13 protein-coding genes are annotated in these 15,686 nt (G+C 48.8%); 6 read left to right on the top strand and 7 right to left on the bottom strand.

Features of this window, described 5'->3' with window-relative positions:
- Nucleotides 1–60: 60 nt before the first annotated feature.
- Genes ACOJTG_RS06960 through ACOJTG_RS06950 form a run of 3 tightly spaced genes read right to left on the bottom strand, consistent with a single transcriptional unit; the run spans nucleotide 61 to nucleotide 2,940 of the window.
- A complete protein-coding gene (locus ACOJTG_RS06960; RefSeq protein ID WP_420153140.1) occupies nucleotides 61–1,596 on the bottom strand; it encodes a S8 family serine peptidase in 1,536 nt (511 codons plus the stop codon).
- A gap of 36 nt (nucleotides 1,597–1,632) precedes the next feature.
- Nucleotides 1,633–2,340: a hypothetical protein gene (locus ACOJTG_RS06955; RefSeq protein WP_420153139.1), complete on the bottom strand. Its 708-nt coding sequence runs from the start codon at nucleotides 2,338–2,340 to the stop codon at nucleotides 1,633–1,635.
- 3 nt (nucleotides 2,341–2,343) lie between these two features.
- Nucleotides 2,344–2,940, bottom strand: coding sequence for an RNA polymerase sigma factor (locus ACOJTG_RS06950; RefSeq protein WP_094812321.1), 597 nt, complete (start codon nucleotides 2,938–2,940; stop codon nucleotides 2,344–2,346).
- A 142-nt stretch (nucleotides 2,941–3,082) separates the two neighbouring features.
- Between ACOJTG_RS06950 and ACOJTG_RS06945 the strand changes: the two genes are divergently transcribed.
- Nucleotides 3,083–3,343 carry a response regulator transcription factor gene (locus ACOJTG_RS06945; protein WP_176454224.1) on the top strand — a complete coding sequence of 87 codons (261 nt, stop codon included), beginning with the start codon at nucleotides 3,083–3,085 and terminating at the stop codon, nucleotides 3,341–3,343.
- A 66-nt stretch (nucleotides 3,344–3,409) separates the two neighbouring features.
- Here the strand turns inward: ACOJTG_RS06945 and ACOJTG_RS06940 are convergent, their stop codons facing one another.
- Nucleotides 3,410–5,032 carry a hypothetical protein gene (locus ACOJTG_RS06940; RefSeq protein WP_420153138.1) on the bottom strand — a complete coding sequence of 541 codons (1,623 nt, stop codon included), beginning with the start codon at nucleotides 5,030–5,032 and terminating at the stop codon, nucleotides 3,410–3,412.
- Nucleotides 5,033–5,284: 252 nt separating this feature from the next.
- Entirely contained in the window at nucleotides 5,285–6,715 is a 1,431-nt protein-coding gene (locus ACOJTG_RS06935) for a serine hydrolase domain-containing protein (RefSeq protein WP_420153137.1), read from the bottom strand.
- 336 nt (nucleotides 6,716–7,051) lie between these two features.
- On the opposite strand from ACOJTG_RS06935, the gene ACOJTG_RS06930 reads away from it, so the two are divergent.
- Both ACOJTG_RS06930 and fumC read left to right on the top strand, forming a co-directional pair.
- A complete protein-coding gene (locus ACOJTG_RS06930; protein ID WP_420153136.1) occupies nucleotides 7,052–9,034 on the top strand; it encodes a T9SS type A sorting domain-containing protein in 1,983 nt (660 codons plus the stop codon).
- A gap of 138 nt (nucleotides 9,035–9,172) precedes the next feature.
- Nucleotides 9,173–10,570: a class II fumarate hydratase gene (gene fumC, locus ACOJTG_RS06925; RefSeq protein ID WP_420153135.1), complete on the top strand. Its 1,398-nt coding sequence runs from the start codon at nucleotides 9,173–9,175 to the stop codon at nucleotides 10,568–10,570.
- Nucleotides 10,571–10,637: 67 nt separating this feature from the next.
- Here the strand turns inward: fumC and ACOJTG_RS06920 are convergent, their stop codons facing one another.
- Nucleotides 10,638–11,390: a DeoR/GlpR family DNA-binding transcription regulator gene (locus tag ACOJTG_RS06920; protein ID WP_420153134.1), complete on the bottom strand. Its 753-nt coding sequence runs from the start codon at nucleotides 11,388–11,390 to the stop codon at nucleotides 10,638–10,640.
- 113 nt (nucleotides 11,391–11,503) lie between these two features.
- On the opposite strand from ACOJTG_RS06920, the gene nudK reads away from it, so the two are divergent.
- Nucleotides 11,504–12,091: a GDP-mannose pyrophosphatase NudK gene (gene nudK / locus ACOJTG_RS06915; protein WP_420153133.1), complete on the top strand. Its 588-nt coding sequence runs from the start codon at nucleotides 11,504–11,506 to the stop codon at nucleotides 12,089–12,091.
- A gap of 97 nt (nucleotides 12,092–12,188) precedes the next feature.
- Entirely contained in the window at nucleotides 12,189–13,322 is a 1,134-nt protein-coding gene (locus ACOJTG_RS06910) for a glycoside hydrolase family 18 protein (protein WP_420153132.1), read from the top strand.
- Between the two features lie 73 nt (nucleotides 13,323–13,395).
- Here ACOJTG_RS06910 and aqpZ read toward each other — a convergent pair whose 3' ends face one another.
- A complete protein-coding gene (gene aqpZ / locus ACOJTG_RS06905; protein WP_420153131.1) occupies nucleotides 13,396–14,136 on the bottom strand; it encodes an aquaporin Z in 741 nt (246 codons plus the stop codon).
- A gap of 286 nt (nucleotides 14,137–14,422) precedes the next feature.
- Here aqpZ and ACOJTG_RS06900 point away from each other — a divergent pair.
- Nucleotides 14,423–15,686: M3 family metallopeptidase (locus tag ACOJTG_RS06900; RefSeq protein ID WP_420153130.1), on the top strand; the 1,264-nt coding region annotated here is incomplete at its 3' end.

Raw genomic sequence — 15,686 nt, 5'->3', positions numbered from 1 at the left:
GATGGTCGGCATTGGGCGTATGCCGACCATCCACTCAGGAACAGAATACCCGCGAGTAGTTTAAGGACGATATGGGATATACTGGCCGTCAACGACGTAGGCTTTCAACGACTCATTGACTTGTAGGGGCAGGTGTTTCAGGTACGCGGCTTTCAGCGAAAGGTTGCCCGATTCGTAATCGGCCCGAATAGCGGCGTAATGGCGGGCAGCCAATCCTAACGCATACGGCGTGGCAAAAGACGATCCTTCAATGGCACCAGACTCCTGTTTGCAGGAACGATAGGGATTACGGAAACTACCCTCTTCCGTCAGTACACCCAGCGTAACGTATCGGTTCGAGTAGTTTTCATAAGGAACCAGCTGCTTTTTAGTAATGACGGAAGGCCTGGGCAAAATCGCAAGGGGTCTCCGGGGTGGACCCGGTTTCACCGTTGTAACGGTAAGGATATTGTCGAGCCCCAAACAGGCCGGATAAACCGATGTACTGGAACTATCTGTCGGCGTACCGTCTATATCACCGTGATTACCCGCGGCACAGAATACCATCACTCCAGCCTTATTCAGGGTTTCGAAGAACCGCTCTAGCAACGGAATTTTCGCTCCATAATACCCAAAACTGGCGTTGACGATATTCGCTTTGTTTCGAACTACGTAAGCGAGGGCACAGAGCAGATCGGAAAGGGAGCCAATGCCCTCCTGATCGAAAACCTTCAGGATCATCAGTCGCGTGCGGGGCGAAAGCTGATGAATGATGTGAGCCACTTTAGTACCGTGTCGGTACAGGTTGTTATCAATCGGCAGGTGTTCGGAGGAAGGGGGAGCGAGGTCGGGGTACGCAAAATTCCAGCCAATTTGTTCCACCGCTACGGTACCTTTCGAGCAAGGATCAATTGCTTGCTGGTACCAGCACGGAATCTGATAGTCCCGGTCTTCCAGACCCGTATCGATGATGGCTACGGTAGTCTCGTCGGACGATCGATTATATTTTCCCAGGTAATACTGATCCGGATCGACCCGCGTAGATTCAATGACCTCGCAAGCGGAAGGATCCCAGGCGACGGCGGAGGTGCAATAGTCCAGCTCCGTATCCATTCGACCTACCGGCGGTTGCGTTGAAGCGTGTTTGGGAGGTACGCCTTCTACCTGACTAATACCCCGAAGCTCGTGTAGGTTTTCACCTTCCAGTAAAAAGGTGAGCGGTCCCAGACAATCACATTCAACCGTCCGCTGAATCTGATACCGTTTATGATTTAAATCGTAGAGGTACGCCGAGCAGCTGGCCCGTTCGGTTTCCGTCAGCGTTCGGTTGAATAAAATCTCGTAATTCTTGCCGTTGAAAAAGTCGAGTAATTGCTGGCGGGTCGTCAGTTCAAATCTGTTTCCTTTTTCATCGAATAATTCCAGGGATTCAATCTGTACAATCTGACGGTTCCGATAGGCGAAACCCGTTCCCGATTCTACTTCTACAATATCCCGGTACTTGGCATTACCCCGGAACAAACGAAGGAAATCATCTTTGGTACGAAAAGAACTGACAATGGGTTTGCCTCGGCGAATGGGCTCTTCCCGATTCGGGTCGGGCTCTTGATTTTGCATAGAAGATAGGAGTTAAGGTTAAACGAATCAAAGGGGTTACTTCATCCATTCGACAGCCTCGGCCTTACCCGGTAAGCCTTCCTGCACCACACGCTTCAGTAAAGACTCCACGGCTTCCGCATCCTCAGGACGGTTGCGTTGAATACGGGCCAGTGCTTCGTAAAAAGGACCCGGATTAGCGTACAGATCGGTTCGCCGACTCAGTTGCTGAAAGTGTTTAATGGCCTGATCATATTGTTTCTGTCGCAGAGCCGTAAGGCCCGCCAGCCGCTGAGCGTCGCTATCGGTAGCGTGTTGTACCAGCCAGGCCTCAAAGAGCTGAGCGGCCTGGGGGAACTTACCCTGATTGTACAGGCCAATCCCCTGCTGAAGGGTATCGCTGCGACCACTCATGGCCGTACCCAGAGTTTGTAATTCATGGCTTACGTACGCATCGGCCAGCTCTCGCCGTGAAGGTTCCTGCATTCGCCAGAACCACAGGCCCAGTACCACCAGTAATACAGCCGCCAGTCCTGCCGCGTATCCGAGCCAAGAACGCTGTACGACGGGTCGCGGGGGCTGCCCTTCCCATTGTTTGCGTTTTTCAGCCAGTACTTCCTGTCGGGCCGCGTGGCGGGCTTGCAAATAAAAAGCTGCCGCCGAAGCAAGTTCGGGGTCGGTTTTCAGGGCTTCTGCAAATTGTCTTCGCTCGGTCTCGGGCATTTCACCCTGGAAAAACCGATCCACTTGTTCTAATTCATTCATCACCTACGATCTTCTGCTTTTGGATTCCGCATATAAGGCCCTTAATCGCTCCAGACAACGTAAGCGGCTGGTTTTGGCTACGGCTGCCGTCTGGTATTGTAAGTGCTGGGCGATCTCTTCGTCGGAATACCCTTCTCCCCAAGCTAGCACCATCTGTCGGCACTTATCGCCTAAACTGGCCAATCGCTCCCGAAGTAGAGTCAGGTCACTTTCCGTCATCAGATTCTGTAGTACCGTTCGGGTTTCGTCGGGCAGTACCAAATCCTCCAGCGATACGCCCTGATGGACACTTTCCCGATTAGTCGAATTTTTTCGAACGAGGTCAACACATTTGTTATAAAAAATCTGATAGAGGTAAGTCTTCAGGCCCGAGCGGCCTTCAAAACGATTGGAGGTAAGGTGTTCGATGACAGTAAGTACAGCGTCGGAGTAGGCACTGGCACATTCATCGGGACTCAGTTTGTGCTTAAACGTCGCTTCCCGAATCAGGTACTGATACTGCTCGTAGAGGCGATTTTCACAGTTACGACGCAAATTCCCGCCGGCTTTGATTCCCGCGATAAGATCCGAATCCGAAAGAGCTCGTTTTAATAAAATCATGGAGGAATAGGCAAGGAAAGCGGCTGTAAATTAAACAGTTAGTGGTAAAATAATCGAACGATCTATTTTTTTTATCGAAAGATGTTTCCTCCCTACGGACGAAGTGCGACCAAACCATCAGAACGCACTAACAGCTACCATCATGTCTAGCTTACCTCAATCTCGCCGCTTTTATCTGTCGCCCCGCGAACTCCAGTTACCCGATACGGCCTTAACCCTCCGCGAACGTGAAGTGCTGGGGCTACTGGCTCAGGGAATGAGTTACAAAATGATTGCTTGTGAATGTGGAATCACCTTTAATACGGTTCAAACGCACATCAAACGCGTGTATATGAAATTAGGAGTTAATTCAGCTACCGAAGCCATTTTACTGGGCTTCCGAAAGGGTATCATTTCTTTATAAATCGACCCGTTCAACCTTCAACTTGCTTTATATCGGGGCTGGCTTTTCGAAAGCCAGCCTTATTTTTTACAGATACCGAATCCCTCGCTGAACCGCAGCCAGTCGATCTTTTCGAATGAAAATGCGTACGCCCTCCACGCGACTCAGAAACTGGTAATGTCGCTGGATGTATTGTCGAATGGAAGGAATGCTTTCGTGAATGGCGGAGGTATGCACAAACGGGAAGTTGTGTTTGGAACCAACGGCATCTACGAATACGGCGGGGGTATTGGTTTTCAAATTGTGTAAATACCGTTGCTGATAATCAACCATGAGCGGACTTTCGGTGGTGCAGCGTACGGAATGATTTTCGGCGACGGCCTGCGGCATCTGAGCCATGACGTACCCTTCGGTCCACCAGCCCCAGATCGCTAAACTTTCGCCCGGTCCGGAGTACTGATGAATTGTAGTAATAACCCGGTTGGAAGCGAGTGCTTTAGTGTCCTCCGCATTGGTATAGGAAGTATCCCGAATCAGGGAAGTCCACCAAACGGAAGATCCCACTATAATCAGAGCTAGGGTGTAACTTAGTTGAACCGTGCGGTAAGAGAAATTTCGCGTAATGGATCGGAGTGAAAACGTATTGATGAACGTCAGAAAGGGAATGAAATACAGTAAATAATGGTGAAAAAACATGCCCGGTTTCACAATGGTATAAGCCGTAATCAGAAACCAGCTAGCCAGAAAAACAAGTAGGGATTTTTCGAGTTTCCAGAACCAGCGAAACGCGAACGAAAAGAGCAAAATACTGATGAGCAGGAAATCACGGAACGGGAATACTTTCACCAACATGGCTACCAAATGATGAAACCGTCGGTACAGACTGACGTCCTGTCCATAGACTAAGTTACCTTCAATGTAATACCGGTAAAAATCGCCGAGAACGTGATAATAGAGCAATAAGCCAAAAATCAGTACCGTGACGAAAGTCGCTCCCAGCACAAGGTTAAGGATGCCTTTGTACGCTCGTATCTGGAAACATAAGTACAGACCATAGCCAGTGAAAACCAAAGCTATAGGTAAGCTTTGAATCTTTGCCCAGGGAACTAGAGCCAATACAAAGCCCAGCAAAAATCCGAACGTCCTCGGGGATTTCTGAATCGAAGCTAGCGAGTACAAGCTAATACTGAATAGAAAAATCGACAGGATTTCGCTTGAGTAATGAATGAAATCGTGGGTCTGATTATACGCGTAAAAGAGCAGGGTCAGCGTAAGCGATAAGCGAGCCGACTGGGTATCGAAAAAAGACTGAAGAGCCTTATATAAGGCTATGAGCGTACTGATGATTAGCAGCAAACCAACCAGGCGGCAGGACGTATAATCAAAGGTGCCGGTGAGGAGTTTGCCCAAAAAGAGTACGTAACTATTCAGAGGCCCGGAAGTCGTACCATCCACGGATTGCCAGAAAATCGGCCGATCCCACAGCGTCATGGCCTGAGTAATGACCGAACTTTCATCAATGTTAATCTGCTGGTTGTAAAGAATAAAGGGCAAGCGTAATACGGTGAGAATCAGAATTAACGTACTTAGAAACACCGTATCCGATTGGTGTTTCTGCCAGTTCAACTGAATAAGAATGAACAGAAATCCCAGCGATAGGATAAAAAAGTAAACAGGATTGCTGTCAAACAAAACGAGTTCCTTCATCATTCGTAGTTAAGAATGATACTGATGACTGAGGGATGTGCAATGAATAGCGGAACGCGGGTGTTGAAGCCTAGAAATGGGCGGTTTCCTTAAAAACAGCTACAACGGAATACTACCTGGCGGAGTAGGGTAAGGATGCGTACTGTAAAGCAGTGGAATAGTCAGCAAGATCAGCGATACCCGCTGAAATTACAAATAAATAGTGGAAAGTTTAGGTACAAAAAAAGGCTGGCCCTGTGCAGACCAGCCCTTGATTTATCGTCTTCTTTTTTTCTTTACCGGAGCCTTACGTTTGACCGGGGCCTTGGCTTTCGCACCCCGCTTGACAACGATGTGATGGCGTCCTTTGCGATGTACTACCTTATGTTTGACCACCGGAGCAACGGGTAGCATTTTGTAGAGATCCGACAGGGAAAGCTCCGGCGTAACGTCGCCTCCGCCCTGCATGCCTTCGCCCGCCAGCATCTGATCGCCCGTTTCGGGATCCACGTTTTCACCCCGTAGGAAGAACCGGGCTTTGTCCGGGTACAAAATGGCCTGTACCATTTTCACCTGCGAAAGATAGCTGTTGGCTACGTTGGAAAGCATAATGATACTACTCTGATCGGGGCGGTTTCGCATGAAATAATTCTTGAAACCATGCCACCAGCCGGTATGGAAGGTCAGCCACTGATCATTGGGTATTTTCTGTAAACGCCAGCCGAAGCCGTAGTTCCGCGTAACGAGTCGGGAGTCATCGTTGGCTGGTCGAAAAGCTTCTTCCAGCGTTTTCTGGCTAATGAGTTGTTCGGTATACAAGCCCCGATCCCACTTAAACATATCTTCAGCCGTGGAATACAAACTCTTATCGCCCGTTACGCTGTCGAGATAATCAATGGCCAGCGATCGTCGTCCACCCGTGTAACCCGTTGCGGCGGCCATGAGCAGGTTCGTATTGGTACCGTCGTACACGAAGGTATTGTTCATCCCCAGGGGTTTGAACAAATTTTGCTCGGCGTATTTGCTAAAGGGTTTGCCGCTGAGTTTTTCAACGATATAGGAAAGCAGGACGTAATTCGTGTTATTGTAGTGAAACCGCACATTTGGATGACCGTAGGGAACGGGCTTGTACAAACAAAGCTTATCGACTACTTCCTGATTACTGAGTGGTTGAGTTTTATCACAGTACTTTTCCAATCCGTACTGATAGCTGGGCAGGCCCGAGCGGTGCGTCAGCAGCAAACGAATGGTAATGGATGAATCGTAAGGGAAATTAGGAATGAATTTATAAACCGGATCGTCGTAATTAAGAAGTCCTTTTTCTTTCAATTGCATGACTGCTACGGCCGTAAACTGCTTGGAGACCGACGCGAGCTGAAAGGGTGTCGTGGTCGTAAGCGTATCCCGTAGGGTTAGATTCTTGTAGCCGAATGCACCTTTGTAAATTACTTTACCGTACTGAGCGACTAATACGGTCCCGTTGAAGCCGTACCTGTTGTGCAGATTATGAAAGAACGTGTCGAGCTGACCAGCTTTCCGACTCGCTTCCGCCGGATTAAAGCGTTTGGCGATACTATCATTAAGAATCGCTACGGCTGGATTACTGACAGCGACGCTAGTAGCCGCTTCTTTGGGGCTTTGTGAGCAACCGAGTAATGAAAATAAACCCCAAATAATAGCAACGGAACAAAAACGAGCAACGGACACGGTAATTGGGAGTTTAGTGACAGTACAGAACAAAATTAGTCCTTAATCCTGGCTAAGGAACAAGAAAGTAATGAAAAATGTCGAAGGGAATTTACAAATGTAACGATACAAACCAGCGATAGTATATACGGGAAAGCTAAGATTAAGGTCTGCCTTGCCTATTTTTGCAAAAGTATCTTACCAACATTGAGACCCGCCTTCTCCAATACTGTTCAGGTGCTGAATTTTCTTTTCTGATGGTGTTAACCTTTGCTTACTTGCTGTGTTCTCTTTCTAAGGTGTTCACACGTAATAAATAACCTTAACACCCACCTTTTTCCTATCAAAAACCACTGCATGAAACTATTTTTTACCTGGATATTCAGTATAGCGAGTCTGGGAGTCGTATTAGGTCAGGTAACCTTTTCCAAACTTCCGGCGGATAATCAGCTATTTCCCCGCAATGAACAATCGGAAGGAACCGTCGCCATTGCCGGTACCGTAACGGATGCCAGCGTAACCAAAATTTCCGTTCAGATTTTTCGCGGATCGAATTTGTACCGCTACGCCTCGCAAAACCTAAGTTTTCAGAATGGCCGGGCTTGCTTCGCTCTCAATCCAACCATTAAAGCCGAAACGGTCGAGTACCAGGCCAGAATCTACATCGTAAAAAATCGGGACTCAACCTTGTACGCCAATCGCGTCAATCTGGTAGCGGGCGATGTGTACCTGATCAGTGGGCAGTCGAATGCCGTAGCCGGGGGCGAAGGACCCGACTATATTTTGTACGATCCCCAGCAAAATGAATTCTGTCGAACTTATACGACCAGCTACGCTGCGGAAGGCCCCAAGTGGGTAGTCGCTAATGGCCTGAGCGTAAACGTGGGCGTGTGGGGTACGGAGTTACAACGTCTCATCCGACAAAATAATCAGATTCCCACCTGTATTCTCAACAACGGCTCTGGGGGGCAACCCATTACGTTTTTTAACGATCGTAATGCCGCTAACCCGTCCGATCTAACTACTGATTATGGAAGAGCTTTGCACCGAAGCATAATGGCAGGCGTTCAGAATCAGGTCAAGGCTATTTTCTGGCGGCAGGGCGAGGCAGAAATTGGCGGCTTATCTTCGCAGATGCTGGAGTATCCCGCTCAGTTTGATAAACTGTACCGCGGATGGAAACAGGATTATCCCGGTTTGCAAAAGGTATACGTTACGCAAACGGGTATTCAACCCGCTGGCGTGGGTGATCGACCGGCTTTCGTACGGGATTTTCAACGGCGGACGACCCAGTTGTACCCCGATGTACGAACCATTACTACCATGGGGTTATTGGGGCACGATGGCATCCATTACCGGGCTCAGGATAACGTCATTTTCGCCCATAATTTGTACCGCATGGTCAACCGGGATTTTTACGGGTCGACGGATACGCTGCAAATCAATTCCCCGGATCCACGTAAAATCTATTATTCTAATACCCAACAGACTCAACTGACCATCGAATTTGATATAGACCAGGAACTGGTGGTACAAAAATCATTCGTTGGTACTTCCGTGCTTAATGGGCAGCAATACACGCTGTACCTAAAAGATTATATTTATCTGGACGGACAGAGCGGCAGCGTAGATTCCCTGCGGGCTGAAGGCAATAAAGTGCACGTGTACCTCAATAAACCCGCTACGGCCACCCGGTTAACGTATCTCCCACCAGTGGTTCCGACGGGGCACGCCATTGCATATACAGGTCCGTATCTGCTCAACAAGCGAGAGCAGTACGCGTTTTGTTTCGAAAACGTAGCCATTGGTCCCTACCAGCCCAATCAGACGTTTCTGGCTACGAATATAGATTTATATGAAGTAGCTCTCCGCTGGAACCTGCTGCCCAATACGCTGGAAACCAAGCTCGAACGGCAGGCGAACCTGGGAGCATTTACTGCCTTGGCTCCATTACCTGAGAATAGTACTATCTATACCGACAAGTCTGTCGCCCCTGGTTCTCGTTACATTTATCGACTGCGTACAACCCTACAGTCTGGAATCGAACTGACTACGCTCTTGCTAGTGATGATGCCGTTGCCTACCTCCGTAGAAAAGCCCACCTCTTGGTCGGTACACTTAATCCCTAATCCGGCTCAGGAGGAAGTACTGGTGCAGCTTTCGAAAGCTCAATCGGTTCGTATTACCCTGCTGGATCAGACGGGACGTATACTGAGTGAGCAACAAGCCACGCAGGCGGAGAGTCGGCTTCGGATCAGCCATCTGCCTAGCGGCCTATATCTGTTACGCGTACAAACCAACGAAAGAACGCACACGCAGCGACTGGTTGTTCAGCATTAAGAAATTACCAGAATTTTTCAGAAAAATCCATCGCCCCTTCCATTCGCTTGGTAGCTTTGCGGCGAATTGCGTAAGCCCCTGGCGGAACGTTTTCTGTTCGCGGTCAGGCGTTCTCGCGGAACCGTTAAACGATAAATCATGGAATACCGTATTGAGAAAGACACCATGGGTGAAGTGCAAGTGCCCGCTCATGTGTATTGGGGAGCTCAAACCCAACGTTCCATCCTGAATTTTCCGATTGCTCAGGACATCAATAAAATGCCGAAGGAAATCATCGCGGCGTTTGCGTACCTGAAAAAAGCAGCGGCCATTACTAACTTCGAACTGGGCGTATTGCCAGAAGATAAAAAGAACCTGATTGCTCAGGTGTGCGACGAAATCTTGGACCGTAAACTCGACGATCAATTTCCGCTGGTGGTGTGGCAAACGGGTTCGGGTACGCAGTCGAACATGAACGTGAATGAAGTTGTTGCGTACCGGGCTCACGTCGTAAATGGCGGCGATCTGGCCGATAAGCAGAAATTCGTTCACCCGAATGATGACGTGAACAAGTCGCAGTCGTCGAACGATACGTTCCCTACGGCCATGCACATTGCGGCGTATAAAATTCTGATCGAGATTACGATCCCCGGCATCGAAAAACTGCGAGATACGCTACAAGCCAAGGCTGAAGCGTTTAAAAACGTCGTAAAAATCGGTCGTACGCACTTCATGGATGCAACGCCGCTGACCTTGGGTCAGGAATTCTCTGGCTACGTATCGCAGTTGAATCACGGCCTGAAAGCCATCAAAAATACGCTGGAACACCTTTCCGAACTGGCTCTGGGTGGCACGGCCGTAGGTACGGGAATCAACACGCCCGAAGGTTATTCAGAGTTAGTAGCCAAGCATATTGCCGACCTGACGGGTCTGCCTTTCGTAACGGCTGAAAACAAATTTGAAGCTCTGGCGGCTCACGACGCCATCGTGGAAGCACACGGTGCCCTGAAAACGGTAGCCGTCAGCCTGATGAAAATCGGTAACGATATTCGGATGCTGTCGTCTGGCCCACGGGCGGGGATTGGTGAAATCTTCATTCCGGATAATGAACCCGGTAGCTCCATCATGCCCGGAAAAGTAAACCCGACGCAGTGCGAAGCCATGACTATGGTAGCAGCTCAGGTACTGGGTAACGACGTCACGATCAACATTGGCGGTTCAAACGGTCACTTTGAGCTGAACGTGTTCAAGCCCGTGATGATCTACAACTTCCTGCACTCGGCTCGTCTGATTGGCGACGTTTGCGTAGCCTTCAACGACAAGTGTGCCGTGGGCATCGAACCGTTGACGGAAAACATCAAAAAGCACGTCAATAACTCCCTGATGCTCGTAACGGCTCTGAACCCGAAGATCGGTTACTACAAAGCCGCCGAAATCGCTCAGACCGCCCACAAAAACGGTTCTACGCTGAAAGAAACGGCCATTGCTTTGGGTTACCTTACCTCCGAAGAATTCGACGAGTGGGTGAAACCTGAAAATATGGTGGGTAAAATCTAGTACTGAAGATAATTTACTTATTAAAAGGTCCCCGGGAACGCGAAGTCTCCGGGGACCTTTTGTGTTCTTACGCTTCGATCCACTCACAACCGGCTTCCTGGTACTGCCGCACCAGGTTTTCATCCAGTCCAGCACTAGTAATAATGTGATGAATGGCCGAAAGCGGGGCAAATTTTAGATAACTGTCTTTCTCGAACTTACTGAGATCGGTAAGGAGGAAGCTTTCGCTGGCATTGGTCAGTAAGGCCTTGGTAAAGGAAGCTTCGGTTTCCGTACGGGCCGTCAAGCCATTTTTGAGTGAAATACCATCTACTCCAAGGAAAGCCTTGTCGGCATGATAGCGGGCTACGTGTTCCAGGGCTACGGAACCGTGTACGGCCTGCCGCTGTACGTCCAGCTCGCCGCCAATGAGATTGATGGAGAGGTGAGGAGCTTCCCGCAATTCCCAAATTAAAGGTAGGGAGTTGGTAATAATCTTTAGGTTCCGGAAGGTTTTGAGGTACGGAGCCATCGCCAGCACGGTACTGCCGCAATCCAGAAAGAGCACATCGTTTTCTTCCACCAGCGAAGCCGCCCGCTGTCCGATCTGCTTTTTGGCCTGCGTATGAATGACCGATTTATGGATAAAGGGCACAAAGGGTAAGTCATTGCGGGTAGCTCCGCCGTGCGTACGAATCAGTTTGCCCTGTTCAGCCAGCGTATTTAAATCCCGGCGAATCGTAATCTCGGACGTTTGTAACTGCTCGGCCAGGAAGCTCACACTCCGCTCGTCCCCGTCAGCCAGAAATTCAAGAATTTGTTTATGTCTGGTAATGCTCATAATTGATCGAATGTGAACAAATATAAATTATTTTGATTGAATTTATTTGTTTTTGATCGTTATTGATCGAATTTTGGGTTCATCATTCGTTCAATCATCAAAAATGATCCGTTATGAATACCGTTCAAATTGTCACTACAGAAATCCTTTCCGATAACTGGTATACGCTACGTAAAGTCACCTTCGATTATCCCAAGCAAGACGGATCCTGGCAGCGACAGTCGCGGGAATGTTATGACCGGGGGAACGGAGCGGCGATTCTACTGTATAATCGCGAAAAGAATACGGTCATTCTGACGGAACAATTCCGTATGCCCACCTACGTGAATGGCAATGCCAGCGGTATGCTCATCGAAGCCTGTGCGGGCTTACTCGATGCCGACAGTCCAGAAGACTGCATCCGCCGGGAAACGGAAGAAGAAACGGGGTACCGGATCACACAGCCCGAGCGGGTCTTCGAGCTGTACATGAGTCCGGGTTCTGTTACCGAAATCCTATACTTTTTCATCGCGGAATATGAAGACACGCACCGGGTCAACGAGGGGGGTGGAGTGGTGGAAGAAGAGGACATTCGGGTACTGGAATTGCCATTTCCACAGGCGTTACAAATGATCGAAAACGGTGAAATCAAAGACGCCAAGACGGTTTTGTTACTTCAACAGCTACTCCTCAAAAATCGACTAAAAGCCTGGGCCGAATGAAATAAAAAAATTTTTTAAAAAGTACGGGGAATCCGGATTGAAGAGGCGGATTCCCCGTACTTTTATACGTTCATTCGCTATACGTACCCTACACATCATGCACAAACCTCTTCGACTTACCTTATTTTTCCTTTTACTGGCTTCGTTAGCCTTTGGGCAATCCAAAAAATACGTGGTGATTGGCTACGTTACGGGCGGCGGCTGGACCAAGGAAAGCCTGGAAGCGGACGCAAAAAAGATGACGCACATCAATTTTGCCTTTGCCGTTCCCAACGAGGCGGGTGTACTAGCTCCGCTCAACCAACGCGACGTAAAAACGCTCAAAGCTCTGGATGCTCTGCGTAGCGTCAATAAAGACTTGAAACTGCTCATTTCCATTGGGGGTTGGGGCGGTTGCAAATACTTTTCGGACGTTTCGGTGAATGAACCGGCCCGTCAGAAGTTTGCTAAAAGCTGTATGCAGCTTCTCAATGAGTATCACCTCGATGGGGTGGATATTGACTGGGAGTACCCCGCTCAGGTGGGAGCTGGAAAAATTTTTCGTCCGGAAGACAAGCAGAATTATACGCTGCTGCTGAAGACCCTACGCGAACACCTGGACGCCCAGGAAAAGAAAAACAAGCGACTGAAATCCAATCCGTATTTGCTGACTTCGGCGACTGGTGGTGATACGGCTTTCGTCAATCATACCGAGCTGGGTAAGGCGGCAAAATACCTCGATTACGTGAACATCATGACCTACGATCTGTACCATGGTAATGACGTAGTGACGGGTCATCACAGTCCACTGTACCAGTCTACATTAGGTGATCATTCGCGGAACAGTTCGGATGATGCCGTCAAAGGTCACGTAAAAGCGGGCGTACCCATCAGTAAAATTGTACTGGGTGTACCCTTCTACGGTCGCGGCTGGACGAATGTGAAGCCCGAGCAAAACGGTCTGTTTCAACCAACGACTGATACCAAACACTCCTTTACGAGCTATACGGAGCTGACCAATAAGTACATCAATAAAAACGGCTACACCCGTCACTGGGACGAGGCCGCAAAGGTACCGTACCTCTGGAATCCGGAAGCCAAATCCTTCATTTCTTATTGCGATGAAGAGTCCATGCAATACAAAATGGACTACATCAAAAAACAAGGCATGGCGGGCGTCATGTATTGGGAATACCAGCTTGACATGCCCGGTAAAAAATTGCTCGATTCGGTAGTAGAGGGATTGAAATAAAAAGAAACAAAGTAAAACAAAGCGGGTACGGCTAATGCAGCCGTACCCGCTTTGTTTAGGATACTCGCTTGTTTTATTGATGATCATCCACGAGCTCTTTCTGAATTTTATCATCGGAGAATCGCGGAGCTTCACTGTACACCAAGCGGTAGAAAATTCCCGCAACGATAGCTCCCGCAATCGGGGCCACGATAAACAGCCATAATTGAGACATTGCCCAATCACCCACGAAGAGGGCCTGACTGATACTGCGGGCCGGATTTACGGAAGTATTCGTTACCGGAATACTAATGAGGTGAATCAGCGTAAGTCCTAAACCAATAGCCAGACCGGCAAAGCCCTTAGACGCTTTCACGTCCGTAGCTCCCAAAATGATGATGAGGAACAGGAACGTCATAACAAATTCGGTAACGAAAGCCGCCTGTAAGGAATAACCACCCGGCGAATGAGTACCGTACCCGTTTGCGGCAAAGCCCCCACTCAGGTCAAACCCGGCTTTCCCGCTGGCAATCAGATAGAGAATACCTGCTCCAGCGATACCACCCAGAATTTGGGCTACCAGGTAGGGAACCAACTCGCTGGCTTTGAATCGACCACTAGCCAGAAAACCGAACGTAACGGCGGGGTTGAGGTGTGCCCCCGAAATATGTCCCAAAGCATAGGCAATAGTGACTACCGTTAGCCCAAAAGCCAGCGATACGCCGACCAGTCCAATCCCTACTTCTGGAAATGCTGCGGCCAGTACAGCACTGCCACAACCGCCTAGTACAAGCCATAAAGTACCTACAAATTCTGCTGCAAATTTCTTAGTCATGAAAGGGATACGTTAAAAGGGTTAGAAAAGGAATTGGGTACATTTTAATAACTAATGCCTTCGATTTATGCTAATAAATGATTAATTAAACTACTTGTGTGAAAGTATGTATTAGTAGTAATTAGTGAGTATAATTTAGACGTATGGTGCGTATTTTACTTAGTATGGTAGAAATTTGTATATATACGTTATGAAAACGGACGCGACACCTCAACCAGTCAAAGTTGACGGACTCATTTTTCAGCCGTACCTTGCTTCTTTTTTCAGCATCAACAACGCGTTACGAATGAAACTTCTGCTCCCGCTCATGGTGACTGCAACACTGGCGTTCGGACAGCCTCGTCCTGCTACGGACAATCCCTTTCTGGCAGCCTATACGACGCCCTTTGGCGTTCCCCCTTTCGACAAAATTCGTACGGAACATTTCCAGCCTGCGTTTGAAGAAGGCATGCGGCAACAGGCTGCTCAGATTCAGGCTCTGGTACGCCGTCGGGATATGCCGACGTTCGAGAATACCATCGTAGCCATGGATAATAGTGGTGAAATCCTGGATCGGGTTAGTACCGTATTCTACAATCTGAATTCGGCCAATACGAACGATGAGATTCAAAAAATCGCTCAGCAACTGGCTCCCCAGTTGTCCAAACACCGGGATGATATTCAGTTGAATCCTGATCTGTTCAATCGGGTGAAAGCCGTATACGATCAGCGAAAATCCCTGAAACTGACACCCGAGCAACTCATGTTGCTGGAAAAAACGTACAAGAATTTTGTACGGAGTGGGGCCGCTCTTTCGCCCGATAAACAAGCTCGCTTGCGGGAAATCAATCAGGAGCAATCACTACTGACATTGAAATACGGTCAGAATTTGCTGGGTGAAAACAACGCCTACACGCTGGTGATTGATCAGCAATCTGATTTAAGTGGTTTACCGCAATCACTGATTGCCTCCGCTGCTGACGAAGCTAAAAAGCGGAACATGGCCGGCAAATGGGTTTTTACGCTCCAAAACCCGAGCGTTATGCCTTTCCTGCAATACGCGGATAATCGGTCGCTTCGCGAGAAAATCTTCAAGGCGTATATCGAACGGGCCAATCATAACGACGACCGCGATAATAAAGCCATCATTGCCAAGCTCGTAGCCCTCCGAGCCGAACGGGCTCAGCTGCTGGGCTACGAAAATCACGCGGCGTACGTACTGGAAGAAAGTATGGCCAAAACGCCCGCGAAGGTGAACGAACTGCTGAATCAGTTGTGGACGGCTACCGTACCCGTGACCAAAAAGGAGGCTGCTGACTTACAGGCTCTGATGGACAAAGAGGGTAAGAACGAAAAACTCGCGGGCTGGGACTGGCGGTACTACGCCGAGAAACTTCGCAAGGAAAAATACAACCTCGACGAAGAAGAACTGCGTCCGTATTTCTCGCTGGAAAATGTGAAACAGGGCATTTTTACGCTCTGTGAAAAATTGTACGGCCTCAAGTTCACGCCTCTTGCCGATCTACCCGTATACCACCCCGAAGCGATGGCGTACGAAGTGAAGGAAGCCA

The sequence above is a fragment of the Siphonobacter sp. genome, assembly GCF_048595215.1.
Classification (GTDB): domain Bacteria; phylum Bacteroidota; class Bacteroidia; order Cytophagales; family Spirosomataceae; genus Siphonobacter.
Note: the sequence above shows the minus strand (reverse complement) of the source record. Positions and strands in the feature narration are given on the sequence as shown.

Coding starts and splice junctions, on each gene's coding strand:
- ACOJTG_RS06945 (WP_176454224.1), top strand. CDS start 3,083: ATGTCTAGCTTACCTCAATCTCGCCGCTTTTATCTGTCGCCCCGCGAA.
- ACOJTG_RS06940 (WP_420153138.1), bottom strand. CDS start 5,032: ATGATGAAGGAACTCGTTTTGTTTGACAGCAATCCTGTTTACTTTTTT.
- ACOJTG_RS06960 (WP_420153140.1), bottom strand. CDS start 1,596: ATGCAAAATCAAGAGCCCGACCCGAATCGGGAAGAGCCCATTCGCCGA.
- ACOJTG_RS06930 (WP_420153136.1), top strand. CDS start 7,052: ATGAAACTATTTTTTACCTGGATATTCAGTATAGCGAGTCTGGGAGTC.
- nudK (WP_420153133.1), top strand. CDS start 11,504: ATGAATACCGTTCAAATTGTCACTACAGAAATCCTTTCCGATAACTGG.
- ACOJTG_RS06950 (WP_094812321.1), bottom strand. CDS start 2,940: ATGATTTTATTAAAACGAGCTCTTTCGGATTCGGATCTTATCGCGGGA.
- fumC (WP_420153135.1), top strand. CDS start 9,173: ATGGAATACCGTATTGAGAAAGACACCATGGGTGAAGTGCAAGTGCCC.
- ACOJTG_RS06920 (WP_420153134.1), bottom strand. CDS start 11,390: ATGAGCATTACCAGACATAAACAAATTCTTGAATTTCTGGCTGACGGG.
- ACOJTG_RS06910 (WP_420153132.1), top strand. CDS start 12,189: ATGCACAAACCTCTTCGACTTACCTTATTTTTCCTTTTACTGGCTTCG.
- ACOJTG_RS06955 (WP_420153139.1), bottom strand. CDS start 2,340: ATGAATGAATTAGAACAAGTGGATCGGTTTTTCCAGGGTGAAATGCCC.
- aqpZ (WP_420153131.1), bottom strand. CDS start 14,136: ATGACTAAGAAATTTGCAGCAGAATTTGTAGGTACTTTATGGCTTGTA.